The sequence below is a fragment of the Veillonella parvula genome, from assembly GCF_945949885.1.
Lineage (GTDB): Bacteria > Bacillota > Negativicutes > Veillonellales > Veillonellaceae > Veillonella > Veillonella parvula_B.
The window spans coordinates 35,216-57,459 of record NZ_CAMFFZ010000006.1 but is presented as its reverse complement, the minus strand read 5'-3'; the positions used below and the strand labels follow the sequence as shown (position 1 = coordinate 57,459).

Annotated in this window: 21 protein-coding genes, 1 tRNA gene and 1 pseudogene; 20 read left to right on the top strand and 3 right to left on the bottom strand. The window is 38.8% G+C overall.

Going from position 1 to position 22,244, the window contains the following annotated elements:
• The first annotated feature begins 54 nt into the window (after nucleotides 1-54).
• Nucleotides 55-1,698, top strand: a complete 1,644-nt coding sequence (locus tag Q7O55_RS03260) for a VWA-like domain-containing protein (protein ID WP_303928249.1) — start codon at nucleotides 55-57, stop codon at nucleotides 1,696-1,698.
• A 109-nt stretch (nucleotides 1,699-1,807) separates the two neighbouring features.
• On the opposite strand, the gene Q7O55_RS03255 is transcribed toward Q7O55_RS03260, so the two are convergent.
• The gene (locus tag Q7O55_RS03255; RefSeq protein ID WP_303928248.1) at nucleotides 1,808-2,485 is read right to left on the bottom strand and encodes a metal-dependent hydrolase; all 678 of its coding nucleotides are present in this window, start codon (nucleotides 2,483-2,485) and stop codon (nucleotides 1,808-1,810) included.
• Nucleotides 2,486-2,593: 108 nt separating this feature from the next.
• Between Q7O55_RS03255 and moaC the strand changes: the two genes are divergently transcribed.
• The 10 genes from moaC to Q7O55_RS03205 all read left to right on the top strand — a co-directional run bounded on the left by moaC (nucleotide 2,594) and on the right by Q7O55_RS03205 (nucleotide 12,226).
• Entirely contained in the window at nucleotides 2,594-3,106 is a 513-nt protein-coding gene (gene moaC, locus Q7O55_RS03250) for a cyclic pyranopterin monophosphate synthase MoaC (protein WP_303928246.1), read from the top strand.
• Nucleotides 3,107-3,134: 28 nt separating this feature from the next.
• A complete protein-coding gene (trmL, locus tag Q7O55_RS03245) occupies nucleotides 3,135-3,620 on the top strand; it encodes a tRNA (uridine(34)/cytosine(34)/5-carboxymethylaminomethyluridine(34)-2'-O)-methyltransferase TrmL (protein WP_004696651.1) in 486 nt (161 codons plus the stop codon).
• Between the two features lie 105 nt (nucleotides 3,621-3,725).
• A complete protein-coding gene (locus Q7O55_RS03240; RefSeq protein ID WP_303928244.1) occupies nucleotides 3,726-4,091 on the top strand; it encodes a YlbF family regulator in 366 nt (121 codons plus the stop codon).
• Nucleotides 4,066-4,995, top strand: a complete 930-nt coding sequence (gene murB / locus Q7O55_RS03235) for a UDP-N-acetylmuramate dehydrogenase (RefSeq protein WP_303928242.1) — start codon at nucleotides 4,066-4,068, stop codon at nucleotides 4,993-4,995. The genes Q7O55_RS03240 and murB overlap by 26 nt, the downstream gene beginning before the upstream one ends.
• Before the next feature lie 138 nt (nucleotides 4,996-5,133).
• Nucleotides 5,134-6,081 carry an epoxyqueuosine reductase gene (locus Q7O55_RS03230; protein ID WP_303928241.1) on the top strand — a complete coding sequence of 316 codons (948 nt, stop codon included), beginning with the start codon at nucleotides 5,134-5,136 and terminating at the stop codon, nucleotides 6,079-6,081.
• Nucleotides 6,082-6,278: 197 nt separating this feature from the next.
• Nucleotides 6,279-8,090: a translational GTPase TypA gene (gene typA / locus Q7O55_RS03225; RefSeq protein ID WP_004696644.1), complete on the top strand. Its 1,812-nt coding sequence runs from the start codon at nucleotides 6,279-6,281 to the stop codon at nucleotides 8,088-8,090.
• Nucleotides 8,091-8,356: 266 nt separating this feature from the next.
• Nucleotides 8,357-9,076 (top strand): DUF4198 domain-containing protein, encoded by a 720-nt coding sequence (locus Q7O55_RS03220; protein ID WP_227037128.1) that lies wholly within the window; start codon nucleotides 8,357-8,359, stop codon nucleotides 9,074-9,076.
• Between the two features lie 145 nt (nucleotides 9,077-9,221).
• Complete coding sequence (locus Q7O55_RS03215) at nucleotides 9,222-11,465, top strand: autotransporter outer membrane beta-barrel domain-containing protein (protein WP_303928238.1); 2,244 nt, start codon at nucleotides 9,222-9,224, stop codon at nucleotides 11,463-11,465.
• Between the two features lie 98 nt (nucleotides 11,466-11,563).
• Nucleotides 11,564-12,022: a low molecular weight protein-tyrosine-phosphatase gene (locus Q7O55_RS03210; protein WP_303928237.1), complete on the top strand. Its 459-nt coding sequence runs from the start codon at nucleotides 11,564-11,566 to the stop codon at nucleotides 12,020-12,022.
• 129 nt (nucleotides 12,023-12,151) lie between these two features.
• A tRNA-Arg gene (locus Q7O55_RS03205) sits at nucleotides 12,152-12,226 on the top strand.
• A gap of 118 nt (nucleotides 12,227-12,344) precedes the next feature.
• Here the strand turns inward: Q7O55_RS03205 and Q7O55_RS03200 are convergent.
• Nucleotides 12,345-12,759, bottom strand: a pseudogene (locus tag Q7O55_RS03200) (hypothetical protein).
• Nucleotides 12,760-13,177: 418 nt separating this feature from the next.
• Between Q7O55_RS03200 and Q7O55_RS03195 the strand changes: the two are divergent.
• From Q7O55_RS03195 to Q7O55_RS03185, 3 genes are read left to right on the top strand one after another with little or no spacing between them, the layout of a single operon-like run.
• Nucleotides 13,178-13,993 carry a class I SAM-dependent methyltransferase gene (locus Q7O55_RS03195; protein WP_303928235.1) on the top strand — a complete coding sequence of 272 codons (816 nt, stop codon included), beginning with the start codon at nucleotides 13,178-13,180 and terminating at the stop codon, nucleotides 13,991-13,993.
• Nucleotides 13,994-14,002: 9 nt separating this feature from the next.
• Nucleotides 14,003-14,350, top strand: a complete 348-nt coding sequence (locus Q7O55_RS03190) for a nitrous oxide-stimulated promoter family protein (RefSeq protein ID WP_004696632.1) — start codon at nucleotides 14,003-14,005, stop codon at nucleotides 14,348-14,350.
• Complete coding sequence (locus Q7O55_RS03185; protein WP_004696629.1) at nucleotides 14,340-14,840, top strand: folate family ECF transporter S component; 501 nt, start codon at nucleotides 14,340-14,342, stop codon at nucleotides 14,838-14,840. The genes Q7O55_RS03190 and Q7O55_RS03185 overlap by 11 nt, the downstream gene beginning before the upstream one ends.
• A gap of 77 nt (nucleotides 14,841-14,917) precedes the next feature.
• On the opposite strand, the gene Q7O55_RS03180 is transcribed toward Q7O55_RS03185, so the two are convergent.
• Nucleotides 14,918-15,196: a hypothetical protein gene (locus Q7O55_RS03180; protein WP_004696628.1), complete on the bottom strand. Its 279-nt coding sequence runs from the start codon at nucleotides 15,194-15,196 to the stop codon at nucleotides 14,918-14,920.
• 192 nt (nucleotides 15,197-15,388) lie between these two features.
• Here Q7O55_RS03180 and ilvB point away from each other — a divergent pair, with 192 nt between their 5' ends.
• The 6 genes from ilvB (at nucleotide 15,389) to argF (ending at nucleotide 22,186) form a co-directional block, all read left to right on the top strand.
• On the top strand, nucleotides 15,389-17,116 hold the full coding sequence (gene ilvB, locus Q7O55_RS03175; protein WP_303928232.1) for a biosynthetic-type acetolactate synthase large subunit: 1,728 nt from the start codon (nucleotides 15,389-15,391) through the stop codon (nucleotides 17,114-17,116).
• 8 nt (nucleotides 17,117-17,124) lie between these two features.
• A complete protein-coding gene (ilvN, locus tag Q7O55_RS03170; protein WP_101928817.1) occupies nucleotides 17,125-17,637 on the top strand; it encodes an acetolactate synthase small subunit in 513 nt (170 codons plus the stop codon).
• 184 nt (nucleotides 17,638-17,821) lie between these two features.
• A complete protein-coding gene (locus Q7O55_RS03165) occupies nucleotides 17,822-18,412 on the top strand; it encodes a carbonic anhydrase (protein ID WP_303928230.1) in 591 nt (196 codons plus the stop codon).
• Between the two features lie 6 nt (nucleotides 18,413-18,418).
• On the top strand, nucleotides 18,419-19,741 hold the full coding sequence (locus tag Q7O55_RS03160) for a metallophosphoesterase family protein (RefSeq protein ID WP_303928229.1): 1,323 nt from the start codon (nucleotides 18,419-18,421) through the stop codon (nucleotides 19,739-19,741).
• A gap of 218 nt (nucleotides 19,742-19,959) precedes the next feature.
• A complete protein-coding gene (locus Q7O55_RS03155; RefSeq protein WP_303928228.1) occupies nucleotides 19,960-21,144 on the top strand; it encodes a M20 family metallopeptidase in 1,185 nt (394 codons plus the stop codon).
• A gap of 31 nt (nucleotides 21,145-21,175) precedes the next feature.
• Complete coding sequence (argF, locus tag Q7O55_RS03150; RefSeq protein ID WP_369691704.1) at nucleotides 21,176-22,186, top strand: ornithine carbamoyltransferase; 1,011 nt, start codon at nucleotides 21,176-21,178, stop codon at nucleotides 22,184-22,186.
• Nucleotides 22,187-22,244 lie beyond the last annotated feature (58 nt).

The following is a 22,244-nucleotide window of genomic DNA, read 5'->3' as shown; positions in this document are numbered from 1 at the left end:
TATGGAATATAATATTAATTAAATCTGTTTTTTTAAAGAAAAGGAGGTGTAAATATGCAACGAAACTTAGATAAGGATGATATACGTGATGCGTCGGATCTACTGTCTCATATCGATGGTTGGGAAAAGACGAGTTCTTATGATGCGGAGGCTATCGAGACGCTCGATCGATGGCATGCGAAACGAGAGCGCATACATCGTGAAGCAGAGGCTTTGTATACGCAAATATACGCATCCTATGAGGCCTATGTAGATAGCTATGAAGAACAACATCATAGCATGGCGCCTGAACTCATAGCGGCCGATCTTATGAACCATAATATGTCGGATAGCCATATAGGTACCATCGGTCGTGCTCTTGAAGATGTACACGTAGAAGGTACGGACCTTGCCGTTATGCAGCAAGCGGTAATGACGCCTGCCTATGAGCAACGGTTGTGGAATATATTGCATGATGTGAATAGCTTACTCCTTGAAGAAGACCAATTCTTTGGTTACTTTTATTTACAAATGACTCATCGCATTCGCTTTGATATAACCAGTGCCTTCGGTATTAATCTTAAACAGGGCGGCTATGTGTTATATATAAATCCCTTTATCTTGTTACGTCAACCGCCTGATGTGATGAAGGATGGCATTAAGCGTGAAGTTCTTCATATTATTTCTGCTCATTTGATGCGGGTAAAAGCACTGAGCCAAGGCTTTCACAAAACAGCAGTCCATATGGCTATGGACATGGTCGTAAATGATTACCTTGAACATGTGGACCGTGATGCGGTAACGGTGGCCAATGTAAATACGCGTTTTGGTTTGTTATTAAAGCGTTTCCGTACCATTGAATACTATGCGAAGGCTATTGATAAGGTCATGAAAGAAAACCCAGACCTTTTTGTGCCTATCGATAACGCAGATACAGCGGTTGCTATGGAGTTTGACCCTCAAACCAGCCATGATATTTGGGATGAATCCGATTCTATTGATACAGATACGATGGACCAAATCACGGAGCGCTATATCAACGAAGCCTCAAAGGGGGATATGGAAGGCTATGTGAAAAGCCTTATCGATACATTCCAAAAGACACGTCGTGCCTTGCCTTGGTATTTCTACCTTAAAAAGCTAATGGGCAAGGTAGCGAGTGGATACAAAAAAACGACGATGCGTCGTAATCGTCGCCAACCTGAGCGTTTGGAATTATCTGGTACATTACGTCAACATAAGGCAAATGTATGGGTAGCTCTCGACATGAGCGGTAGTATAACTGATGTGGAGTTTACAAATGCTTTAGAGCAAGTGCTACAAATCGTGCATGTTTATAACCATCGTATTACTGTTGTAGAATGTGATAATGAAGTACGCCGCACCTATACGATGAAATCTGTAAAAGATGTAAAACCTCGCCTCGATGTGCGTGGTGCTACAGCCTTTACCCCTGTATTCTCTCTGGCTAATCAAAACCGTGTAGATTTACTTGTATACTTTACAGATGGCAAAGGGGAAGAACGTTTACGGGAAGCTCCTAAAGGCTATAAAGTACTTTGGGTACTAACAGGTGAGAACCCACAATTATCTTTGCATAACCCATACGGCATGGTTCGTGAACTCGGCTATGTTGGTGTTGATGAAACTCAAGATATTGAAGAGTTTGTACGCATGGCCAATCGCGGTGGTTTTTCCATGGCAAACCAAGAAATTTAGTATATTAGGTTTACGATGTCTTTTAATAGTTTTGATTTTGAAATATGATGGTATATAAAAAAGACGTAATCCTCTGGATTGCGTCTTTTTTAGTTCTGTGGATTTATTATTAGCTGTTAAGCTCAATAGAGGAACCTGGATCGATAATGAGTGCTGTTTGGTTATACTTGCCTTCTACAAGGCTTGTAAATACACCTGGTTCACGGTCGATAACAGGCCATGTTTTGTAGTGAATTGGAATGGAAATACGCGCTTTTACATAAGAGGCAGCAAGGGCTGCATCTTCAACCCCCATTGTGTAATTATCACCGATAGGAAGAAGTGCGTAATCGATTTCACAAAAGCGATTTAATAATTTCATATCGCTAAAGAGTGCTGTATCACCAGCGAAGTATAGGATATCTCCGTAGAAATCTACGATACAACCTGCAGCGTGACCGCCAGGGATGCCAGCGCCGTGGAAGGCAGGAACCATTCGAACAGAACCGAATTCAAAGTCGAACTTGCCACCTAAATGCATGGCGTGTGTACGACAACCGGCAGCTGCTGCTTTACCCGCTACCTCAGCCGTAGAGATAACGAGGGCGTCATTTGCTTTGGCAATAAAATCTGTGTCTCCATAGTGATCATCATGGCCATGACTGACAAAGATATATTGGCATTTGATATCTTCTTTTTTTGCGATATCCCATGTATTACCGGTCAAGAATGGGTCGAAAATCATGGATACATCGCCACGTGTGAGCATAAAGCAAGCGTGACCAAAATAAGTTAGTTTTGTTTTCATAGGAACACTTCCTTCCTTGTACATACAATTCTTAATTCTATTGTATAATATAATAAATGAAAATAAAACTATTGGTGATAATTTATACATAATTAGTAAGGATATATTATGGATTTAACACATTTTGATCAAGATGGTAATGCTTGGATGGTAGATGTATCAGATAAGGATATTACAACTCGTACTGCTGTGGCAGAAGGCTTTATTACTATTAATGATGCAATTTATGAACGCATTGCGGCGGGAACAATAAAAAAAGGGGATGTTCTTAGTGTGGCCCAATTGGCAGCTATTATGGGGGCGAAACAGACGAGTGCTCTCATTCCGCTTTGCCATCCGTTGGCATTGACTAAAGTTGAGGTGCATTGTACTCTTGTTGATGGTGAAAGTCCAGCCTGTACGGATTCTACACATAATAGAGCTGTTAAAGTTCATGCTACCGTAAAAACGACAGGAAAGACAGGTGTTGAAATGGAAGCACTTACGGCGGTTCAAGTAGGACTTTTAACAGTCTACGATATGTGTAAAGCTATTGATAAGGGGATGATTATAGGCCCTACATATCTTGTAGAAAAAGAAGGCGGGAAAAGTGGACATTTTGTCCGTTCCTTTGTAGAATAATATAGATATAAAGAATAGGGGATTGAAAATGGAAATAGTACTTTATGAGCCTGAAATTCCAGGTAATACAGGAAATATAGCGCGTTTATGCGCCGCTAATCATATGACCTTACATCTCATCAAACCCCTTGGCTTTTCTATTGATGACAAGCACGTAAAACGAGCTGGCCTTGATTACTGGCACTTGGTAGATGTACAGGTACATGAAAATATTCAAGAATTATATGAGAAATATCCTGATCGTAGATATTTCTATGCCACTACCAAAGCAAAGCATACTCATTCCGAGGTGAAATATGAAATCGGTGATATGCTCGTTTTTGGGCCTGAAACAAGAGGGTTGCCTGAAAGTTTATTAGATGGTAAAGAGGATACATGCATTCGTATACCCATGGTAGATGAAGCACGTTCTCTGAACTTATCTAATGCGGTGGCGATTATAGCTTATGAAGGTATGCGTCAACTTGATTATCCAGATCTTAAGGCTGAAGGCAATTGGATTCAATCTAAATAAATAGACTTTCATAATTGAGAAATATATTATACGTATGTGTTAGAAGATCTACCAAATCTATATGACCGGTAGCGATTTTAACGGTGTTGTTTGGAGGAGGATATTATGAACTACGATAAAGCTCATGATTTAGCTCACGCAATGCGTGAATCTGAAGAGTACAGAGAGTTAATGGCTGCTCAGGAAGCAGTGAAAGCAGATGCAGTAGCAACGGGTTTGGTTCGCACATTTATGGCTCAACAAATGCAATGGGAATATGCTAAGTTGTCTGGTGCTCCAGAAGCGGATGAGTTGCAAAAGAAACAAGAGGAATTGATGCCTCAAATTCAAGAAAATGCTGCAGCGGCTGCTTATTTGCAAGCGCAAATGCGTTGGAGTCAGATTTCTAATGATATTTATAAAATCATTAGCGAACCAATCACTGAGGGGATGAAAGTGTTAGATCATGGCGAACAACAACCAAAACATTAAGGTATTACAAACAGCTTTATTAGAAAAATTACCATGTACACGTGTACGAGAGCAGGAGCTTCTTTGTCATCATACGACATTCAAAATTGGAGGACCTGCGGACTTATTTATTGAACCTACTACGATGGCAGAACTTAGTTTTACACTTCGTACCATTCACGAATTAGATGTGCCTGTAACTATTATTGGTTGTGGATCTAATATTTTAGTGAAAGACGGAGGTATCCGTGGCGCTGTCGTATCAGTTCGACATATGACCCAAATCATGGATTGTAACGAAAACACATTGTGCATCGGTTCCGGGTATATGTTAAAGGATGCTTCTAAATTTGCTTGGGCGAATAGTTTATCTGGTCTTGAATTTGCCATTGGTATTCCAGGCACACTTGGTGGTGCCGTATTTATGAATGCAGGTGCTTATGATGGGGAAATGAGCCATGTAGTTACTGCAGTGAGAGCCGTAGATTTCCAAGGAAATATTAAAGAGTATGATGGATCTCACTTGGACTTTGCTTATCGTCATAGTGTATTCCACGATAATCATGAAGTTATTGGGGAAGTCATTATGACACTCAAACCAGGCGACAAGGATGCCATCAAGGCACGTATGGATGAGTTAACAGAAAAACGTGAATCAAAGCAACCTTTGGAATATGCCAGTGCAGGTTCAACCTTTAAGCGCCCACCAGGGTACTTTGCAGGTACATTGATTGAACAAACAGGCCTAAAAGGTTTGTCTGTAGGTGATGCGCAAGTATCTCATAAGCATGCTGGCTTCGTAATCAATACAGGTAGTGCAAGTGCGAAGGATGTACTTGACCTGATTAGTGAGGTACAACGTCGTGTGTATGATCAACATGGTGTACATCTCGAACCAGAAGTACGCATGATTGGTGAAGATTAATACAAATCAAATACTAATATAAGATTTCTTATGTAATGTTACTCTTTTAAGGATGACGGATTCATAAGAAATCTTTTTTTATAGTTTTTAAAAGAGTATGATAGATTTATAGTTAGTTCATGTTTTGGAGGCGATGATATGAATACTTTGTTGGCCCAGGAGATTTATGATAAAGCGCTAGCGTGTGGGTATGACAGTTGTGGTATAGTGCCTCTTGATGCACTTGATTTTTATAAAGAGCGGTTGATAAAGCGTTTAGAAGATGTACCTGAAAGTAAAGAGGTATATGCGCATAGTAAAGATTTTTTAGCATTAAAAGAAAAGTATCCTTGGGCACAATCCATAGTGGTTTGTACTGAATATTTTGGTGATTATAAGTTTCCTGTATCTCTTCGAAACCGATATGCAAAAGGGTTGTTGTTATCTTTGTCAAATATTCCTCACAGTGATGAGTTTAAACGACGGCAATCTTTTGAAGTTTGGCTTGGTGAAAATGGAATACGATATATTGGCGGTGAAACGGCGAAACCTGCCGGAATTATTCCTTTGCGGCCCGCTTCGGTAGCAGCTGGTTTAGGCATTTATCGAAAAAATAATTTTTTTTATGGCCCTAAAGGTTCTAGCTATGAACTGGTAGGCTATTTAATTGATGAGTCCTGTGAGTATATTCAACAGTTAGAGATACCACCATGTCCGGATTCTTGTAATTTATGTCAGCAAGGGTGTAGGACAAAATCCTTATCTGCACCGTTTACTATGAATCCGTTAACATGTGTATCTTTTATTAATACATTCGGTGATGGTAAGTTACCGGATGGTGTCACAGACGATATGCTGGAGGCGTGGATATTAGGTTGTGATAACTGCCAGGATGCATGCCCTTTTAATGCAGACCATGACTGGAGCATAGGGCTGGATTATCCTGGACTTGATGAATTAGAGCCGTTGCTACAGCCAGAATATATTTTGAAAGCCTCTGATGAGGAGATTATAAAAAAGCTGATTCCTAAATTCTGTTTCCATTTAACAGATAAACAAATTCCGTTGTTGCGTAAATCTGCTAAGCGGGCGATAGCGCGTAAATAGGTTTTTGTCCTAAGATGAGTCAAAAGTATAATCGAATGTTGAAATTGCCATGATTAGAATAGGTGTACTATTTTGACTTTTTTCTATAGACTGCGTTATAATTAACTGTTGCCATTTTTGGAAAATATACCTACATAGCTACTTTCACAGAGGCTATGTGATATAGAATATACTGAAAGAATTAAAGGGAGGATCTTATGATTCGCGAAAATCTTCGTAATGTAGCGATTATCGCCCACGTTGACCATGGTAAAACTACTTTGGTGGACGCATTATTAAAACAAAGCCATGTGTTCCGTGAGAATGAAAAGGTAGCAGAACGCGTAATGGACTCCAACGACTTGGAACGTGAACGCGGTATTACTATTTTGTCTAAAAACACTGCTGTTATGCATGATGGCATCAAAATCAACATCGTTGATACTCCAGGCCATGCTGACTTCGGCGGCGAAGTGGAACGCGTACTTAACATGGTTGATGGCGTATTGCTTCTCGTAGATGCTTACGAAGGTCCAATGCCTCAAACTAAATACGTTTTGCGTAAAGCATTAGAGCAAAAATTGAAACCAATCGTAGTTATCAATAAAATCGACCGTCCTGACCAACGTGTTAAAGAGGTTGAGGATGAAGTCCTTGAATTGTTTATGGAGCTTGAAGCTGATGATGATCAACTCGACTTCCCTGTGGTTTACGCATCTGCTCGTTCCGGTGTGTCCAAAACCAACTGGGATGATGAAGCTGTAAACATGGAACCGTTGTTCAAAACATTGATTGATGAGATTCCGGCACCACAAGGTGATATGGAAGGCCCTCTTCAATTCATGGTAACTACACTTGATTACGATAACTTCATCGGTAAAATCGCCGTAGGTCGTATCGTTCGCGGTAAAATGAAAACTAACCAACAAGTGGCAATCATGAACGGTGAAAGCACTCGTAAAGCGAAAATCGGTCGTGTGTACACATACAATGGTTTGAATCGCGTTGAAACTGACGAAGCTGAAATGGGTGATATCATTGCCTTTGCAGGTATCGACGATATTAACATCGGCGAAACAGTAGCGGATGCTGAAAATCCTGAAGCATTACCATCCATCTCCATCGACGAACCAACATTGTCTATGGTGTTTTCCGTAAATAACTCTCCATTCGCAGGTCGCGAAGGTGAATTCGTTACATCCCGTCACTTGCGTGATCGTTTATTCCGTGAAGTAGAAACCAACGTTTCTATGAAAGTAGAAGAAACTGATTCTGCAGATGCGTTCAAAGTATCTGGTCGTGGTGAATTGCATTTGGCAGTATTGATTGAAACTATGCGTCGTGAAGGCTACGAATTACAAGTAGGTAAACCTCGTGTAATTTTCAAAACTATTAACGACCAATTGTGTGAACCGCTCGAAGCGTTGACCATCGACGTACCTCAGGAATTTATGGGTACCGTAATGGAAAATCTCGGTCAACGTAAAGCTGAGTTGACTAATATGGTTGAATTGGCCGGTTATCTTCGTATGGAATTCGTAGTTCCGGCTCGTGGTCTGATCGGTTTCCGTGCACAATTCTTAACAGCTACAAAAGGTAATGGTATTATGAACCATGTATTCCATGGCTATGCACCATATAAAGGTGAAATTCCTTCCCGTACACGTGGTGCTTTGGTAGCATTCGAAAATGGCGAAACTACTCCATATGGTTTGAACTCCGTTCAAGATCGTGGTACATTGTTCGTTGGCCCTAACCAAGACGTGTATGCAGGCCAAGTTATCGGTGAAAATACACGTGAACTTGATATGGATGTTAACCCATGTAAGAAAAAACATGTTACCAACATGCGTTCCAGTTCCTCTGATGAAGCGGTACGCTTGACTCCACCTCGTATCTTCTCTTTGGAACAAGCTCTTGAGTGGATCAACGATGATGAACTTGTTGAAGTAACACCTGAAAGCATTCGTATGCGTAAAACAATCCTTGATCGTAATGCACGTGCGAAAGCAGCGAAAAATAAAAAATAATATCTCATGCGGATATAATGGCGCTCCTTAAGGAGCGCCTTTTTTATCTAATCTATAAGTTTTCATCTAATATATTCTTATAAATTATATATCCATGAAAATGGATGATAATTTTATCATTTATGATTAATGGGTATAAAAATAAGTTAATATACTAAATACGCATGATAACTTGCTAATAGGGGTATTGGTATATACGAAATATTTGTAACGCTGTATAATAATATCAAATTTGTTGAAATAAGTTATTGATTATGGAGGTTCTTATGAATAAGAAAATCTTAGCTTCTTTATTTGCAGTAGGTTTAGCTGCAGGTTGTGTGTGCTCTTCCGTTGATGCGCATGGCGTATTCTTTGCTAACCGCTTAGATGAAAAAGCGCTAGTACTTGGCGAAGGTCCTGTTGATGATGCGTATAGCCCAGAAATGGTAAAAAGCATCATTGGTTTAGATAACAATGGCATGGTAATTCCTGTACAAGTTATTAAACATGAAAAAAATGTAGTAGTTGTACCAAATGATAAATTGGGTATTACAGTAACTGACTTTGACTATGGTTATTGGACAAAAGACAAAGATGGCAAAACTGTTCATAAACCAATCTCTGAAGTACCTGGTGCTCAAAAAAGTACACATGCCATTAAATATGATGTTCACTACTGGAATGCAGAAGCAAAACCTTTCAATAATAAAGATGCTTTCATTCAAATCATTCCATCTGTTAATCCATTAACTCTTAGAAAAGGTGATACATATGAAATCCAAGTCTTGAAAGAAGGCAAACCATATGCAAATGCACCTTTAATCAAAGACGTAATTAACGATCTTACTAACGAAAGCAAAGCTGATGAAAACGGTAAAGCAACTGTTGCAGTAAGTGCTAACGGCCTTAACGTAGTAGGCGTTGAAGTGGGTTTCCCAACTCAAACTAAAGGTGAGCAAAATAAATACTTCAGTGCATTGTCCTTCATCATCAATCCTGAATAATATAGGATATACTATTTACTAAGTGTGTAAAATAAACAAGACCTCCTAAGTTGGACTTAGGGGGTCTTGTTATATTTTTAGGGTGTACGTATAAATGCGTTCTGTGAGAGCCTCGTATTAAGCGAGGTAAGAAAGAGAGATTTTTATGAAATTACAACGAAATGTATCGGCTGTGATGGCTGCGTTGGTATTAACTGGAATGACCTGCTCTGCATTTGCTACAGAAATTAATGCCACAAGTGATAAAGCGGAGGAATTGCTTGGATTAACAATGGGGTCACCTGTACAAACACAACCGGAAGTTAAGCATATAGAAGATACCTTGACGGTTAATGTGCATGGTAAAAGCTTAACAGATACAGGTAAAACTAAAAATGTATCAGGTATTTATAATGGATTTGGATCACAATTGACGGTGGATAAAGATTTGATTGTACGTCTTAAGAATGATGCACCAGCCTCAAAAAGGGAACTCGGTCATTACTATATGAGCGCTGTATATGCTGGTTACGGCGGTAAAGTGCCAAGACTCAGCAAGGACAATCCTGATAGAGATTATGGAGATACTAATATTCACGTCAAAGGCAATGTAGATATTGATGCTATCGGTGTCGGCTTACAAGCTAATAAACGTGGTCATATCATTGTTGATGGTGGTGGACGTATCATCACTCATCCTTTAGAAACTTCTGATACTTACTCTGTGGTGGCAGAAGAGGGTGATGTATACGTTAATACTGGCTCTGACGGAAAACATCTAGGTTCTAAAGAATTGGTCGCTGTTGGGAATGTAGGATTAATTAATAAGGATTATGGACGTGATCCAAATCATAACGAAACGCCAACGAATATAGCATTAGCTTTTACAACACCTAATTCTAAACTTACGGGTGCCGTACTAAATGAATATGCTGAAAGCAATAAGAATCCTCATAATTCTGGTGCTGACATTTACTTACAAAATGGAGGAACTTGGAATAATGAATGGATTGGTATGGAGCGTCCTACCCCTAAAAGAGAACGTCCATCTGGGGATAATGCAGCATATCTATACAAGGGCAGTAAGGTTCGCAATCTCGTAGGTGGATCAAGTCCATCGGCAGCCGGTATACTTCATCCTATTGATGCACGACCTATTACAATTCAAAATTATAGCGGCTATGTGAATGCTGTTTACAAGACCGGTGTTCCAGCTAGTGAAAATGGAAAGGGGAATATCGTTGTTGAACATGCTGCAGATAATAGCCATATTACGTTGCAAGGCGATGGAGCTAATTTGACTAATGATGATAGCTACCGTAAGGAAATACAAGCCTTAGCCGATAAATTACAATATACTGGCAATGATAAGAAACTGAGTACAACTGTTCAAATCAATGAAGGTATTACTCGTCCAGGTGCTGTTGCAGAGCTTGGTGCAAATCATTTTGACTCACAGGGGCGCCTTGTTGTGGGAGATACGACAAAGATTAATCGTGCTAGTGAATCATCCTTGGTAAGTGGCACAAAATCTGCTCTTACATCGACCGCTATGGCATGGAAGAGTAATACCAATGATTTACAACGCCGTTTAGGAGATCTTCGTTTAGCTAATACAAATCAAGGTGTATGGGCGAAATATATAGGCGGTAAATCTAAAATTACAGACGGCGCTGATGCACATATGACGTATAATGGTGTACAAGTCGGCTACGATCATAAGGCTTCTAATGGTTGGATTTTGGGAGGTGCCATTGATTATAGTACATCCAGTAATTCTTATACCAATGGCAGTGGTGATGGTAAACTTGGTGGTATTGCCTTGTACGGCACGAAACAAAATGATGATGGTCGTTATTTAGATATTATCGTTCGTGGTAATCGTTTATCCAATAATTATAACCTTTATACTGTTGGTGGACAGCGGGTAAATGGCAAGTATCATACTTATGGTACATCATTGAGTGCTGAATACGGTAAGCGCATCAAGAAGCAAAATGGATTCTATATCGATCCTAGTGTAGAGTTTATTATAGGCCGTTTGAATGGTGTATCCTATGATGCCTCTGTTGTCGGTGGTGGTTCTATGCATGTGAAAGCTGATGCTGTAAACTCTGCTGTAGGTAGACTTGGTATTGGCATTGGGAAAGAAACAGAAAAATCCAATATCTTCGCTAAGTTAGCACTAGTGCATGAGTTCTCTGGTAAGGCAAATACAACATATTCCGCACTGGGTAATCCAACAGTACAAACAACAGTAGATTTGAAGGATACTTGGCTTGATGCTGAAATCGGTGGATCTTGGAATGTTCGTCCTAGTACATATCTATATGGTACATTCACTAAAAACTTTGGTGCTATCGTAGAAAATACATGGCGTATTGATGCTGGGATACGGCATAATTTTTAATTGAATATTGCATTAATGGTCCTTATAGCGTATGCTGTAAGGACCATTAGTATATAAGGAGTTATTTATGATTAAGATTTTATTCATTAGGAGTTGTAATGGTTAATATTTTATTCATCTGCCACGGCAATATTTGTCGTTCTACAATGGCAGAGTTCTATATGAAATATATCGTTAACAAGGCTGGTTTAAGTGATTCTATTTATATTGAGTCCGCTGGTATATCTCGTGAGGAGATAGGAAACGACACCCATTATGGGACTAAAGAGAAATTAGATGAAATGGGTATTCCTTATACGCGTCGTAAGGCTCGTCAAGTAACGGTTGATGACTATCATAATTTCGACTATCTTATTATCATGGATGAAAATAATGGGCGGAATTTAAAACGTATCATTGGCAATAACATAGACTCTAAAGTGTATAAGGCCATGTCGTTCGTTGGTGAAAGTAGTGATGTAAAGGATCCTTGGTATACGGGAAACTTTGACGAAACCTATGATGATATAAGTCGGAGCTGTGATGCTTTACTAGAATTGATTAAGGCAAGAATATAATAGAGATAGCCCCTATAGCTAGCTAACAAGATGCTTAACTATAGGGGCCTTTCTGTAATAAACCTAGTATCCTATATACTTTATACTATCGAACCATAGCGTAATATGGTATAATTTTTAGGTATTCATGCGCCTATAGCTCAGGGGATAGAGCGCCGGTCTCCGGAACCGGGTGCGCAGGTTCGAATCCTGCTAGGCGCACCAAATAAAAGGCTTCTCGAAATTTAGAGAAGCCTTTTTTGTATGTCTATAATTAGTCTATAGGACAGAGAATTATATATTCGTATATCATAATTTAGCGTACTTTAGTGTTCTAACTTTACTATCTATATTTATTACACTGAATTCCTCTAGATCTAAATTCATTCATGAGTAGGTCTATTGATTTATCAATGATTTCTTCATTTGTTATATATACCATCTTTTTGTAATAGACCGTACCATCAAATTCTATCCAACGACTTGTCTTACCATTTAGTTTGCAAATCTTCATTCTGCCTGCCCAGTTTCCCATACTGCGGAATTTTGCCCTTAGAGAAGCGTACTTCTCGAATATCTTTTAATTTATAGGTTCTTTTCATTAATCCAATGCCTATTGAGACTTGATCATCTGTAAAATAAAGAAGTTTATAACGTTCTTCTGGAGGCATGGATTTAATTATAGATAGGTTATAAGTAGCAAAAGCTACAGCAATGCCGACTAATACAAACATTAGGATTATTATATAGATTCCCATATTTTCAATCCCTTCTTATTTCTATTATAATAAAAATAGGTATCGGATGAAATAATTTGTATAATCAACTTTGAAGCGCTATTTGTATGTATTAATGGGAGAGAAATATATGGCGATACATGCATGAACTAGTTAGAAATAGATAACTACATGAGTTGAGTTGCTGTTAAGCTGTCGATATAGAGTTTTATATTTAATAATATCGAAATAACATAATAAATGTGATTTGGGTAACACGTTTTGTTTTGAGAATGATGTACAATAAGGATAACTATATGAAAATCTGAACATCTTAGCCGGAACACTAGGACATATAGGGGAGCGTTAAATTACATAGTGAATTTAACTAAGTGAAAATTACTTATATATGTATCTATAACTCATCCGTTTGAGGATGTAGCTATTTAGAGGGGATAATATGACAAATAAAATACAGGAGCTCACGGTCAACGAAACGTGGCGCGATGAGCAAAACGCATGGAACCATCGTTCCGAGTACTTTGTAGAAATGCACAATCGCGAGGATCGCAAGGCACAGGTCACTGATTTTTTAGCCTTCTTAAAGGATGAAAATTTATTACCTTCATCGAATGATCGTACACTTGATGTAGGCTGTGGTGTTTGTGACTACGCACTTGGGTTAGCTCGGGAAGGCTATAAGGCGACTGGTATCGATTTATCTGATGGTATGATTCGCGGTGCTAAACAATTGGCAGAGTCAGAAGGTTTAGATCTTAGCTTATATATCGGACCTTGGTCTGATGAAACTCGTCGAGAACTAGGTTGGGATAAAAGCTTTGACTTGGCATACAGTATCTTCTGCCCAATAATGTTTGATGTAGAAAATATTCGCGCCATGCACGATGCAAGTAATGATAAATGTTTATGGATTGCATTTAGCGAACGGAGTGACGAAATGGTAGATATGCTATCTGAACATTTCTTTGGTCGTGATTCTTTTCCGTGGAATGGTAAGATGAAAGAGTGTTTAGATGCTATCCATGAGATGGGGCATAATGTAAAAGTAATTTATAAAACGGTTCCTGAAACAGAGGTTATGTCTCTTGAAAAGGCAGTTAATTATTTTACCATGCGACTTCATAATAATGGATGGGGAGACATGGAAGACATGAAAGAAGAGATTAGAAATCTCATTGAGCCACTAGCTATTGATGGAGAAATCCATAATAAGACTGTTGATAAGGTGGCTTGGGTTTCATGGTCTGTGAAATAGGAGAGAAACATGACAGTTGATGAGAAACGTAAGTTAGAACTAAAAACTATGTACCAGATTATTGGCATCTATTGTCATAATAAGCACCACACTCCTAAAGGACAACTCTGTGAGGAGTGTCAAAAAGTTTGGCAATATGCTGAACATCGTATAGATGTATGTCCTCATATGGAAAGCAAGACCTTCTGCAGCGTATGTAAAACGCATTGCTATGCGCCTACGTATCGTGAAAAAATACGTGAAATCATGCGCTATGGTGGACCTAGAATGTTATTTATATCACCAATTCAAGTTATTCGCCATATGTATTTAGAGTGGAAGGATAGAAAAAGGAGTCGTACTTCTTATGAAAACTGATATGATTGTAAAGACAGGAATGTTTGTAGCATTGACGGTTTTACTATCTTATATATTTGCTATTCATACTACATTTATACATATTACCTTTGGATTTTTATCAACCGCTATATTTGGTATTCTTTATGGGCCTATGGCAGCAGGTATAATGGCTGCTATTGCCTGTTTTATAGGTATGTCTTTATTTGGACAAGGGGTATTCTTCCCCGGCTTTATCATATCTGAATTTCTTGTAGGCTATGTGTATGGGTATTTTTTACACGGACGTAATGTTACATTTAAACAATTACTTTTACCGGAGACGATTGTTACTGTATGTATACATCTGATATTAAATACAATATGGCTCACAATATTTTATAACAAAGCAGTATCTGCTATATTTATTGGACGTCTTATTAAAAATATCATTTGTTTCCCTTTAGAAATTGCATTGATTTTAATTGTGTATAAGGCAGTCAGTAAGTTTATGGTACAAAAAAAGCCATAATCTTACAGTATACTAAAATGCACCCCTAACATTAGATTATATGTTAGGGGTGCATTATTATTTGTAAATATAGCGTTTTACGCGAGTGCTTTGTCTAATACAGTTTTGATTAAAGATTTTGTTTGGGCATAGCTTTCACCAGGTTGCGCCTCGTATTGTTTGTCGAGGTCGAACCATAAGTTCGGATAGTATTCATATGGGTGAGTTTTGAAGAGCTCATGAGCATCTTGATCTTCAACCCAGTTGATATGAATATCTGCGTATGCAGGATTTTCTGCAACGAGTTCATCGATAGCACGGAATGCATTAGCGCAATAAGGGCAACCGTTTAAATGGAAACCTAATATTTCTTTCATGATATTCAGTCCTTTCAAAATAGAATCTACATATATTTCTATAATTTGAGATTTTATACATATTCATGTACCACAACATATGGTACACTACTGAGTATAACATATCTATATAAGATATTCAATTTTTTAGATATATCAGATGTGAATATTGAGAATTCGATATACATGCATTATATAAATAAGGAGATACCTATGATTTCAGGCGCACAGTATCTGGTAAAAGCCCTTCAAGAGGAGCAGGTAGAGTTTTTGTTTAACTATCCTGGGGCGGCTACTATTGATATCATGGATGAATTATATAAGCAAGATAAGGTAAAAGTGATTTTGCCGCGTCATGAGCAAGCATTGGCCCATGCGGCAGATGGATATGCTCGTAGTACCGGTAAAGTAGGGGTTTGTATGGTAACCTCTGGACCTGGTGCTACAAATCTTGTGACTGGTATTGCTACTGCTTATTCTGATAGTGTTCCTCTCGTTTGTATTACAGGCCAAGTTGACTTGGGTCTGATGGGCAATGATGCGTTCCAAGAAGTAGATACTGTTGGCATTGTACGCAATATCTGTAAATATGCTGTTACCGTTCGCGATCGTAAAGAGCTTGGCCGTATTTTGAAAGAAGCCTTTTATATTGCTCGCACAGGTCGACCAGGTCCTGTGGTTGTGGATATTCCTAAAAATATTCAAAAGGCTATGGGCTCTGATGAGTATCCTAGTGAGGTTAATATTCGCGGTTACAAACCAAATACCACTGTTCACGTAGGTCAAGTTAAAAAGGCCTGTTCTATTATCAGCAAAGCTAAAAGGCCTCTATTTCTATTAGGCGGTGGGGTAAGCATTAGTGGTGCTAACGACCTTATGATGGAGTTGGTTGAAAAAACAGGGATTCCTGTAGTAACAACATTGATGGGAAAAGGTGCTATTGATAGTCGTCATCCATTGTATCTTGGTAATGTAGGGATTCACGGTGGTTATGCGCCTAATGTAGCCATAACTGATTGTGATGTGATGATTTCTATTGGTACCCGTTTTAACGACCGCATTACAGGCAAGTTAAGTACCTTTGCACAAGATTGTAAGATTATCCATATTGATGTGGATGCTGCATCTATTTCTAAAAATATTAAGGTCGATATTCCAATCGTAGCAGATGCTAAATTAGCTATTGAAAAATTATTGGAATATATTGAACCTCATGATCTTGGTGACTGGCCAAAACAATTACAGCTACTTAAGGCGGAGCGTCCTGTCACTCAAGCTGATGAAGAGGGGCTAACACCTCAAACTGTTATCGAGTACATCAATCATCACTATGAACATCCTATCGTCACAACCGATGTGGGTCAAAATCAATTGTGGACTACCCAGTTCCTTGATGTGAAAGGGCAATATCAAATGTTGACGTCCGGTGGCTTAGGGACTATGGGTTATGGTTTTCCTGCTGCATTAGGTGCGCAAATGGGAAATCCAGATAAGCGTGTATTTGCTATCTGTGGTGATGGTGGCGTGCAAATGAATATCCAAGAGTTTGCCACTGCTATGCACTATCGTTTGCCTGTGACACTGATTATCTTAAATAATGGTTTCCTTGGTAATGTGCGTCAATGGCAACAATTATTCTACGATAAACGGTATGCTTGTACGAATTTGATGATGGATGAAAGCGCCCTCGTAACGCGTGATGTGATCGATAATGATGAGTTTGAATATGTACCGGACTTTGTAAAATTAGCAGAAGCTTATGGCGCAAAGGCAATGCGTATTACAAAGGTAGAGGACATCGAAAAAGGATTCCAATTGGCGGATACTTTCAAAGATGGCCCTACATTACTTGAGTTTATCATTCCAACAGAACTCAATGTGTTGCCAATGGTACCAGCAGGTAAGTCTTTAAGTGATATGTTGTTGAAGGATAAAAAATAGGAGGGGCTATGGAAGTACATATGAAAAAACGCTGTATTTCAGCGTATGTAGAAAACCAAATCGGTGTACTAGCTAAGATTTCAGGCCTCTTCGCAGGCAAAAATTATAATCTTGATACATTGACTGTAGGGGAAACTGAAGATTCTACCATGTCTCGTATGACAATTGAGCTCACATGTGATGATTTGACATATGAACAAATCATTAAACAGCTTAATCGCAGTGTAGAGGTGATTAAGGTTATCGACTTTACGGACATGCCGATTACGAAAAAAGAATTACTATTTATCAAGGTCAATAGCTGTAAAGAAGCGGATAAACAAGAAATCTTCCGCATTGCCCAAACCTTTGATCTATTAGTTGTGGATTATAATCGTAAATCTGTACTAGTACAATGTGTAAAGACCGTATCTAAAAATAATGACATGATTGCCTTATTTAAAGATATGTTCGTCAATCGTATTGAAGTTGTACGAGGTGGTAGCGTAGCTATCGAAGCATTATCTACACCTGATAGATAAGGTGTGTACTCTAGCACTTTAAAAGCGATTTAGGTCTATTCAAATATATAATACATGTATTTGAATAGACCTATTTTTTGTGGCTTAAAGCGTGTACAACTTAATATGATATAATATGTATATCGAGCATTATTGATATAGAGACCTTGGTTGTATGCCAAAGTCTTTTTATATAGGAGGTACTATGAGCTTATTAGATGATATTTTAGCCCATAATCGAGAATATGTAGAAGATCAAAATACAGGTTATGTAGATACAGATACAAAGTGTAGTAAAATGCCTAGTCGTGAAATGGCAATTGTTACATGTATGGATACACGTCTTGTTAACTTCTTAGAAGATTCCATGGATATTGGGCGTGGTGAAGCGAAAATCGTAAAGACTGCAGGTAACTGTATTACAGGTCCCTTTGATGGCGTTGTACGTAGTTTACTTGTTTGTATTTATGAGCTAGGCGTTAACGAAATCTTTATCATTGGTCATCATGAATGTGGTATGGCAAAAACTACGGCAAAAGATTTAACAGAAAAAATGTTGGCTCGTGGTATTGCATCAGAAGCGATTCATATGGTCCGTAAAGAAATGGAACGCTGGGCTGATGGCTTTACACATCCTGCTGAAAATGTAGAGGATACAGTAGACGAATTGCGTATGAATCCTTTGATTCCTAAAGATGTGCCTGTTCACGGTCTTATCTTCCATCCTAGAACGGGTGAAATCGAAGTCATCGTTAATGGCTATACACAAATGAAACAATATTACGAAAAGAATTAGAATTATATGAACAAAAAAAGATTAATTATATCCGTGCTAGCCATTATTGCCTTGGTCTGTGTTACTATAGGTGGATATGTCCATAAGGATGCTATACAGCGTCGTATAGCTAGAACTGCTGCCGTTGTAAGTGGACAAGAAATTAAGGCACTCCTCGATTCTGAAAGTCGTTATATTAGGCAAATTGTAGCTCAAGATAACAGCACGAGTCGTACTATTATGTGGCAATCAGATAGCAGCGAAGCTGATGCGGTAATAGAGTATCGTCTTGTTGGAGCCGATACGACTCAAACGATAAGAGCTACAGACAAAGCTTTTACCGATGATGGTAGTACTACCTATATCCATGAGGGGACATTAACTGGTTTGGCGCCTAATACTAAATACGAATATCGAGTTGGTTATGGTAGTGATCGCCGTAGTGATTGGTACTCCCTGGAAACGGCTGGCGCCAGTGTGTATGATGTTCTTATCTATCCAGACTCTCAGTCGGGGGATTATTCTCAGTGGGAAGAGATTGTAAAGGACTCAGCACATCGTAACCCTAGGACCGCCTTGTATATTAGCATGGGTGACCTTGTAGATAATGGAGAGCAGGCCTATCAATGGCGCACTTGGTTAAATTCCATTAGACCGTTGAGTGCTAATGTGCCGTTAGCAACGACATTAGGCAATCATGAGATGTATACATTAGATTGGAAAATGCGCGAGCCTTATGCGTATTTGAATTACTTCGCAGTTCCGCCTAATGGGAATGAAATTTTTAATCGTCGTTATTATTCCTATGACTTCGGTGATGTTCATTACGTTGTATTAGATACAATGTTATATGAAAGCAATCATGAGGATAATCATGATACGTATCATCCTGATTTATACGATGTACAGGTTCAATGGTTACGCCAAGATCTTGCAGCTAATACGAAAAAATGGACTGTCGTTCTTATGCATCGAGATCCATTCCAATATGCCTTTGACCGACCAGGTGTAAGTCGAGATGTTGGTTTCGATGACGAGGGTGTATTATTTATGCCTATCTTCGATGAATTTAATGTGGATTTAGTCTTATCTGCTCATTTACATACATATCGCAATCGCGGTCATGTGCGAAACTTTGATCGAGACCCATCTGGTCCATTATATATTCTTACAGGAATAGCTGGTGATGCACGACGTCCTAAGTGGAAGCAACATCCATTAGATGTATATGTAGCACCTCAGCCTGAAACGAATAATTATATGGCTATGACAGTAACACCGAATAAGTTGATTGTAAAATCATTTTTACCTGATGGTACTCAGCTCGACGAATCCGTCATTGAAAAATAAGAAAAAGACACCTTCTTTGGAAGGTGTCTTTTTTTCTCTAATCAAAGGTAGCAAGAATCTATGAGTAAAATTGATTTACAATATAACAAATAAAAATACGGAAGATTTGTATAAATACTTGCTAATTATGGTAGGTAGTATTATAATACGTGTATAGATTATAAAAATACACAAAATATGTATAAAATATACATATCGTGTATAAAGGAGATAGCCTAATGAATGTTTTACAAGATTTAATTAAGAAATATGCCTCCCAATATAAAGAACAAGTTGTGGAATGGCGCCGACATATTCATAGCCATCCAGAGTTATCTGGTGAAGAGAAACATACATCTTTATTTATTCAAAAGGTGCTTGGTGAACTAGGAATTCCCTTTGTAAACGATATTTCTGATTATGCAGTTATCGGTAAGATAGAAGGTGCTCATACAGGCCCTGTTATTGCATTGCGTGCCGATATGGATGCATTACCCATACATGAAATAACAGGCTTGCCCTTTGCTTCACAAAATGAAGGTGTTATGCATGCCTGTGGTCATGATAGCCACATGGCAATTTTACTTGGTGCAGCGGCGATTCTACAATCTATTAAAAATCAATTACATGGGACCGTGAAACTCGTATTCCAACCTTCCGAAGAAGAAGCTTTATTCCCAGGGGCTCAAGGTATTGTCGATAGCGGCATCCTCGACGATGTGGATGAGATATATGGACTTCATGTGTGGCCTCAATTGCCAGTGGGAACTGTAGGTCTTAAAAAAGGTAATCTCATGGCTGCATCCGATCACTTCCTCGTACACATTAAAGGTAAGGCTACTCATGGTGCAGAACCTCATAATGGGGTAGACGCAATTGTAGCAGCCGCAAACTGGATTGTAAATGTGGAATCCATGGTGGCTCGCGAAACGAATCCTATGGAAAATCTTGTGTGTACAATTGGAGTGATTAATGGTGGTGATCGATACAATGTGGGCTGTGGTGATGTGTATCTTGAAGGTACTTGTCGTACCTATGAACCAGAAAAACGTGATTATATTGAGCGACGTTTGGGTGAAAGCTTACAGGCCCTCGATGTGATGTTTAAAACGGAAAGCACTTTGGATTATAAACGTGGTCATGGTGCTACTATCAATAATCCAGAGGCCATTGATTACGCCACATCTATCGTAGAAAAATATTTTGGCAAAGAAGCGGTGGTACATCCTGAATTCCCGTCTATGACGGCAGAAGACTTCTCCGCCTATCTTCATAAGATTAAAGGTGCTTTTCTTTGGTTAGGCACTGGCTTTGAAGGCAATCCGGCTTTGCATAATGCAGCTTTTACCATCGATGAAAGCATCCTCGAACCAGGTATCACAATGATGTCAGCGTTGGCCGCCGAATTCTTACAAGAAAAGTAGTTAAATAAGTAGTTTGAAATAAGAGGTTATCATGAAAAGTTTACAACATAAATCATTTAAAACAATGCTTCAATATACACCAGAGGAAATTAAATACTTTTTAGACTTGGCAGCTAAATTAAAAGCAGATAAAAAAGCGGGGAAGGAGATTAAAACATTAGAAGGTAAAAACTTTGTTTTGATCTTTGAAAAGGACTCAACACGGACACGTTGTGCTTTTGAGGTAGGGGCTTCTGACCAAGGTGCTTTTACAACATATCTTGGTCCTACTGGTTCTCAAATGAATAAGAAAGAATCCTTAAAGGATACGGCTCGTGTTCTTGGTTCCATGTATGATGCTATCGAGTTTAGAGGCTTTGACCAAGAGGACGTAGATACATTGGCGGAATACTCTGGTGTGCCAGTTTGGAATGGGCTTACCGATATGGATCATCCTACACAAACCTTGGCGAATTTTTTAACAATTCAAGAACATATCGATAAACCATTGAATGAAATATCCTTCGCTTATATTGGTCATGGACAATCTAATATGTGTAATGCACTGATGAGTGGTGCCGTTAAAATGGGGATGGATTTCAGACTCATTGGCCCTAAACAATACTGGCCGGCTGGTCCATTCTACGAAGAGTGCTTAAAAGTGGCTAAAGAAACGGGTGCTACTATTACTTGTACAGATGATGTAGCTGAAGGCGTTAAAGGCTTAGATGTTATTTACACTGGTGTGTGGGTAACGATGGGTGATACTTACGATATGTGGGAGGAACGTATCAATACCTTTAAACCATTCCAAGTAAATGCAGAAATGATGGCATTAACTGGCAATCCAAATACTAAGTTCTGCCACTGTTTACCTGCGTTCCACAACACAGAAACACAAGTGGGTAAAGATATTTATGAACGGTTTGGCATGAATGGCATTGAGGTGACCGAAGAGGTATTCGAAGGTCCAAACTCTTTAGCGTTCCAAGAAGCAGAAAATCGTCTCCACACGATTAAGGCAGTTATGGTTGCCACCTTTGGGGATTATCCATTGAAATAAATTCATCCTCCTAAATGGTGATGAATCGTATAGTTTGTTTCCTATTTATATTGGATAA

Bases quoted from the DNA above. Each gene is read 5' to 3' on its own strand.
- Q7O55_RS03215 (WP_303928238.1), top strand. From the start codon at position 9,222: ATGAAATTACAACGAAATGTATCGGCTGTGATGGCTGCGTTGGTATTA.
- ilvN (WP_101928817.1), top strand. From the start codon at position 17,125: ATGGAAGTACATATGAAAAAACGCTGTATTTCAGCGTATGTAGAAAAC.
- typA (WP_004696644.1), top strand. From the start codon at position 6,279: ATGATTCGCGAAAATCTTCGTAATGTAGCGATTATCGCCCACGTTGAC.
- Q7O55_RS03180 (WP_004696628.1), bottom strand. From the start codon at position 15,196: ATGAAAGAAATATTAGGTTTCCATTTAAACGGTTGCCCTTATTGCGCT.
- Q7O55_RS03260 (WP_303928249.1), top strand. From the start codon at position 55: ATGCAACGAAACTTAGATAAGGATGATATACGTGATGCGTCGGATCTA.
- moaC (WP_303928246.1), top strand. From the start codon at position 2,594: ATGGATTTAACACATTTTGATCAAGATGGTAATGCTTGGATGGTAGAT.
- Q7O55_RS03255 (WP_303928248.1), bottom strand. From the start codon at position 2,485: ATGAAAACAAAACTAACTTATTTTGGTCACGCTTGCTTTATGCTCACA.
- Q7O55_RS03240 (WP_303928244.1), top strand. From the start codon at position 3,726: ATGAACTACGATAAAGCTCATGATTTAGCTCACGCAATGCGTGAATCT.
- Q7O55_RS03230 (WP_303928241.1), top strand. From the start codon at position 5,134: ATGAATACTTTGTTGGCCCAGGAGATTTATGATAAAGCGCTAGCGTGT.
- ilvB (WP_303928232.1), top strand. From the start codon at position 15,389: ATGATTTCAGGCGCACAGTATCTGGTAAAAGCCCTTCAAGAGGAGCAG.
- Q7O55_RS03160 (WP_303928229.1), top strand. From the start codon at position 18,419: ATGAACAAAAAAAGATTAATTATATCCGTGCTAGCCATTATTGCCTTG.
- trmL (WP_004696651.1), top strand. From the start codon at position 3,135: ATGGAAATAGTACTTTATGAGCCTGAAATTCCAGGTAATACAGGAAAT.
- murB (WP_303928242.1), top strand. From the start codon at position 4,066: ATGGCGAACAACAACCAAAACATTAAGGTATTACAAACAGCTTTATTA.
- Q7O55_RS03190 (WP_004696632.1), top strand. From the start codon at position 14,003: ATGACAGTTGATGAGAAACGTAAGTTAGAACTAAAAACTATGTACCAG.
- Q7O55_RS03155 (WP_303928228.1), top strand. From the start codon at position 19,960: ATGAATGTTTTACAAGATTTAATTAAGAAATATGCCTCCCAATATAAA.
- Q7O55_RS03195 (WP_303928235.1), top strand. From the start codon at position 13,178: ATGACAAATAAAATACAGGAGCTCACGGTCAACGAAACGTGGCGCGAT.
- Q7O55_RS03165 (WP_303928230.1), top strand. From the start codon at position 17,822: ATGAGCTTATTAGATGATATTTTAGCCCATAATCGAGAATATGTAGAA.
- Q7O55_RS03210 (WP_303928237.1), top strand. From the start codon at position 11,564: ATGGTTAATATTTTATTCATCTGCCACGGCAATATTTGTCGTTCTACA.
- Q7O55_RS03220 (WP_227037128.1), top strand. From the start codon at position 8,357: ATGAATAAGAAAATCTTAGCTTCTTTATTTGCAGTAGGTTTAGCTGCA.
- argF (WP_369691704.1), top strand. From the start codon at position 21,176: ATGAAAAGTTTACAACATAAATCATTTAAAACAATGCTTCAATATACA.
- Q7O55_RS03185 (WP_004696629.1), top strand. From the start codon at position 14,340: ATGAAAACTGATATGATTGTAAAGACAGGAATGTTTGTAGCATTGACG.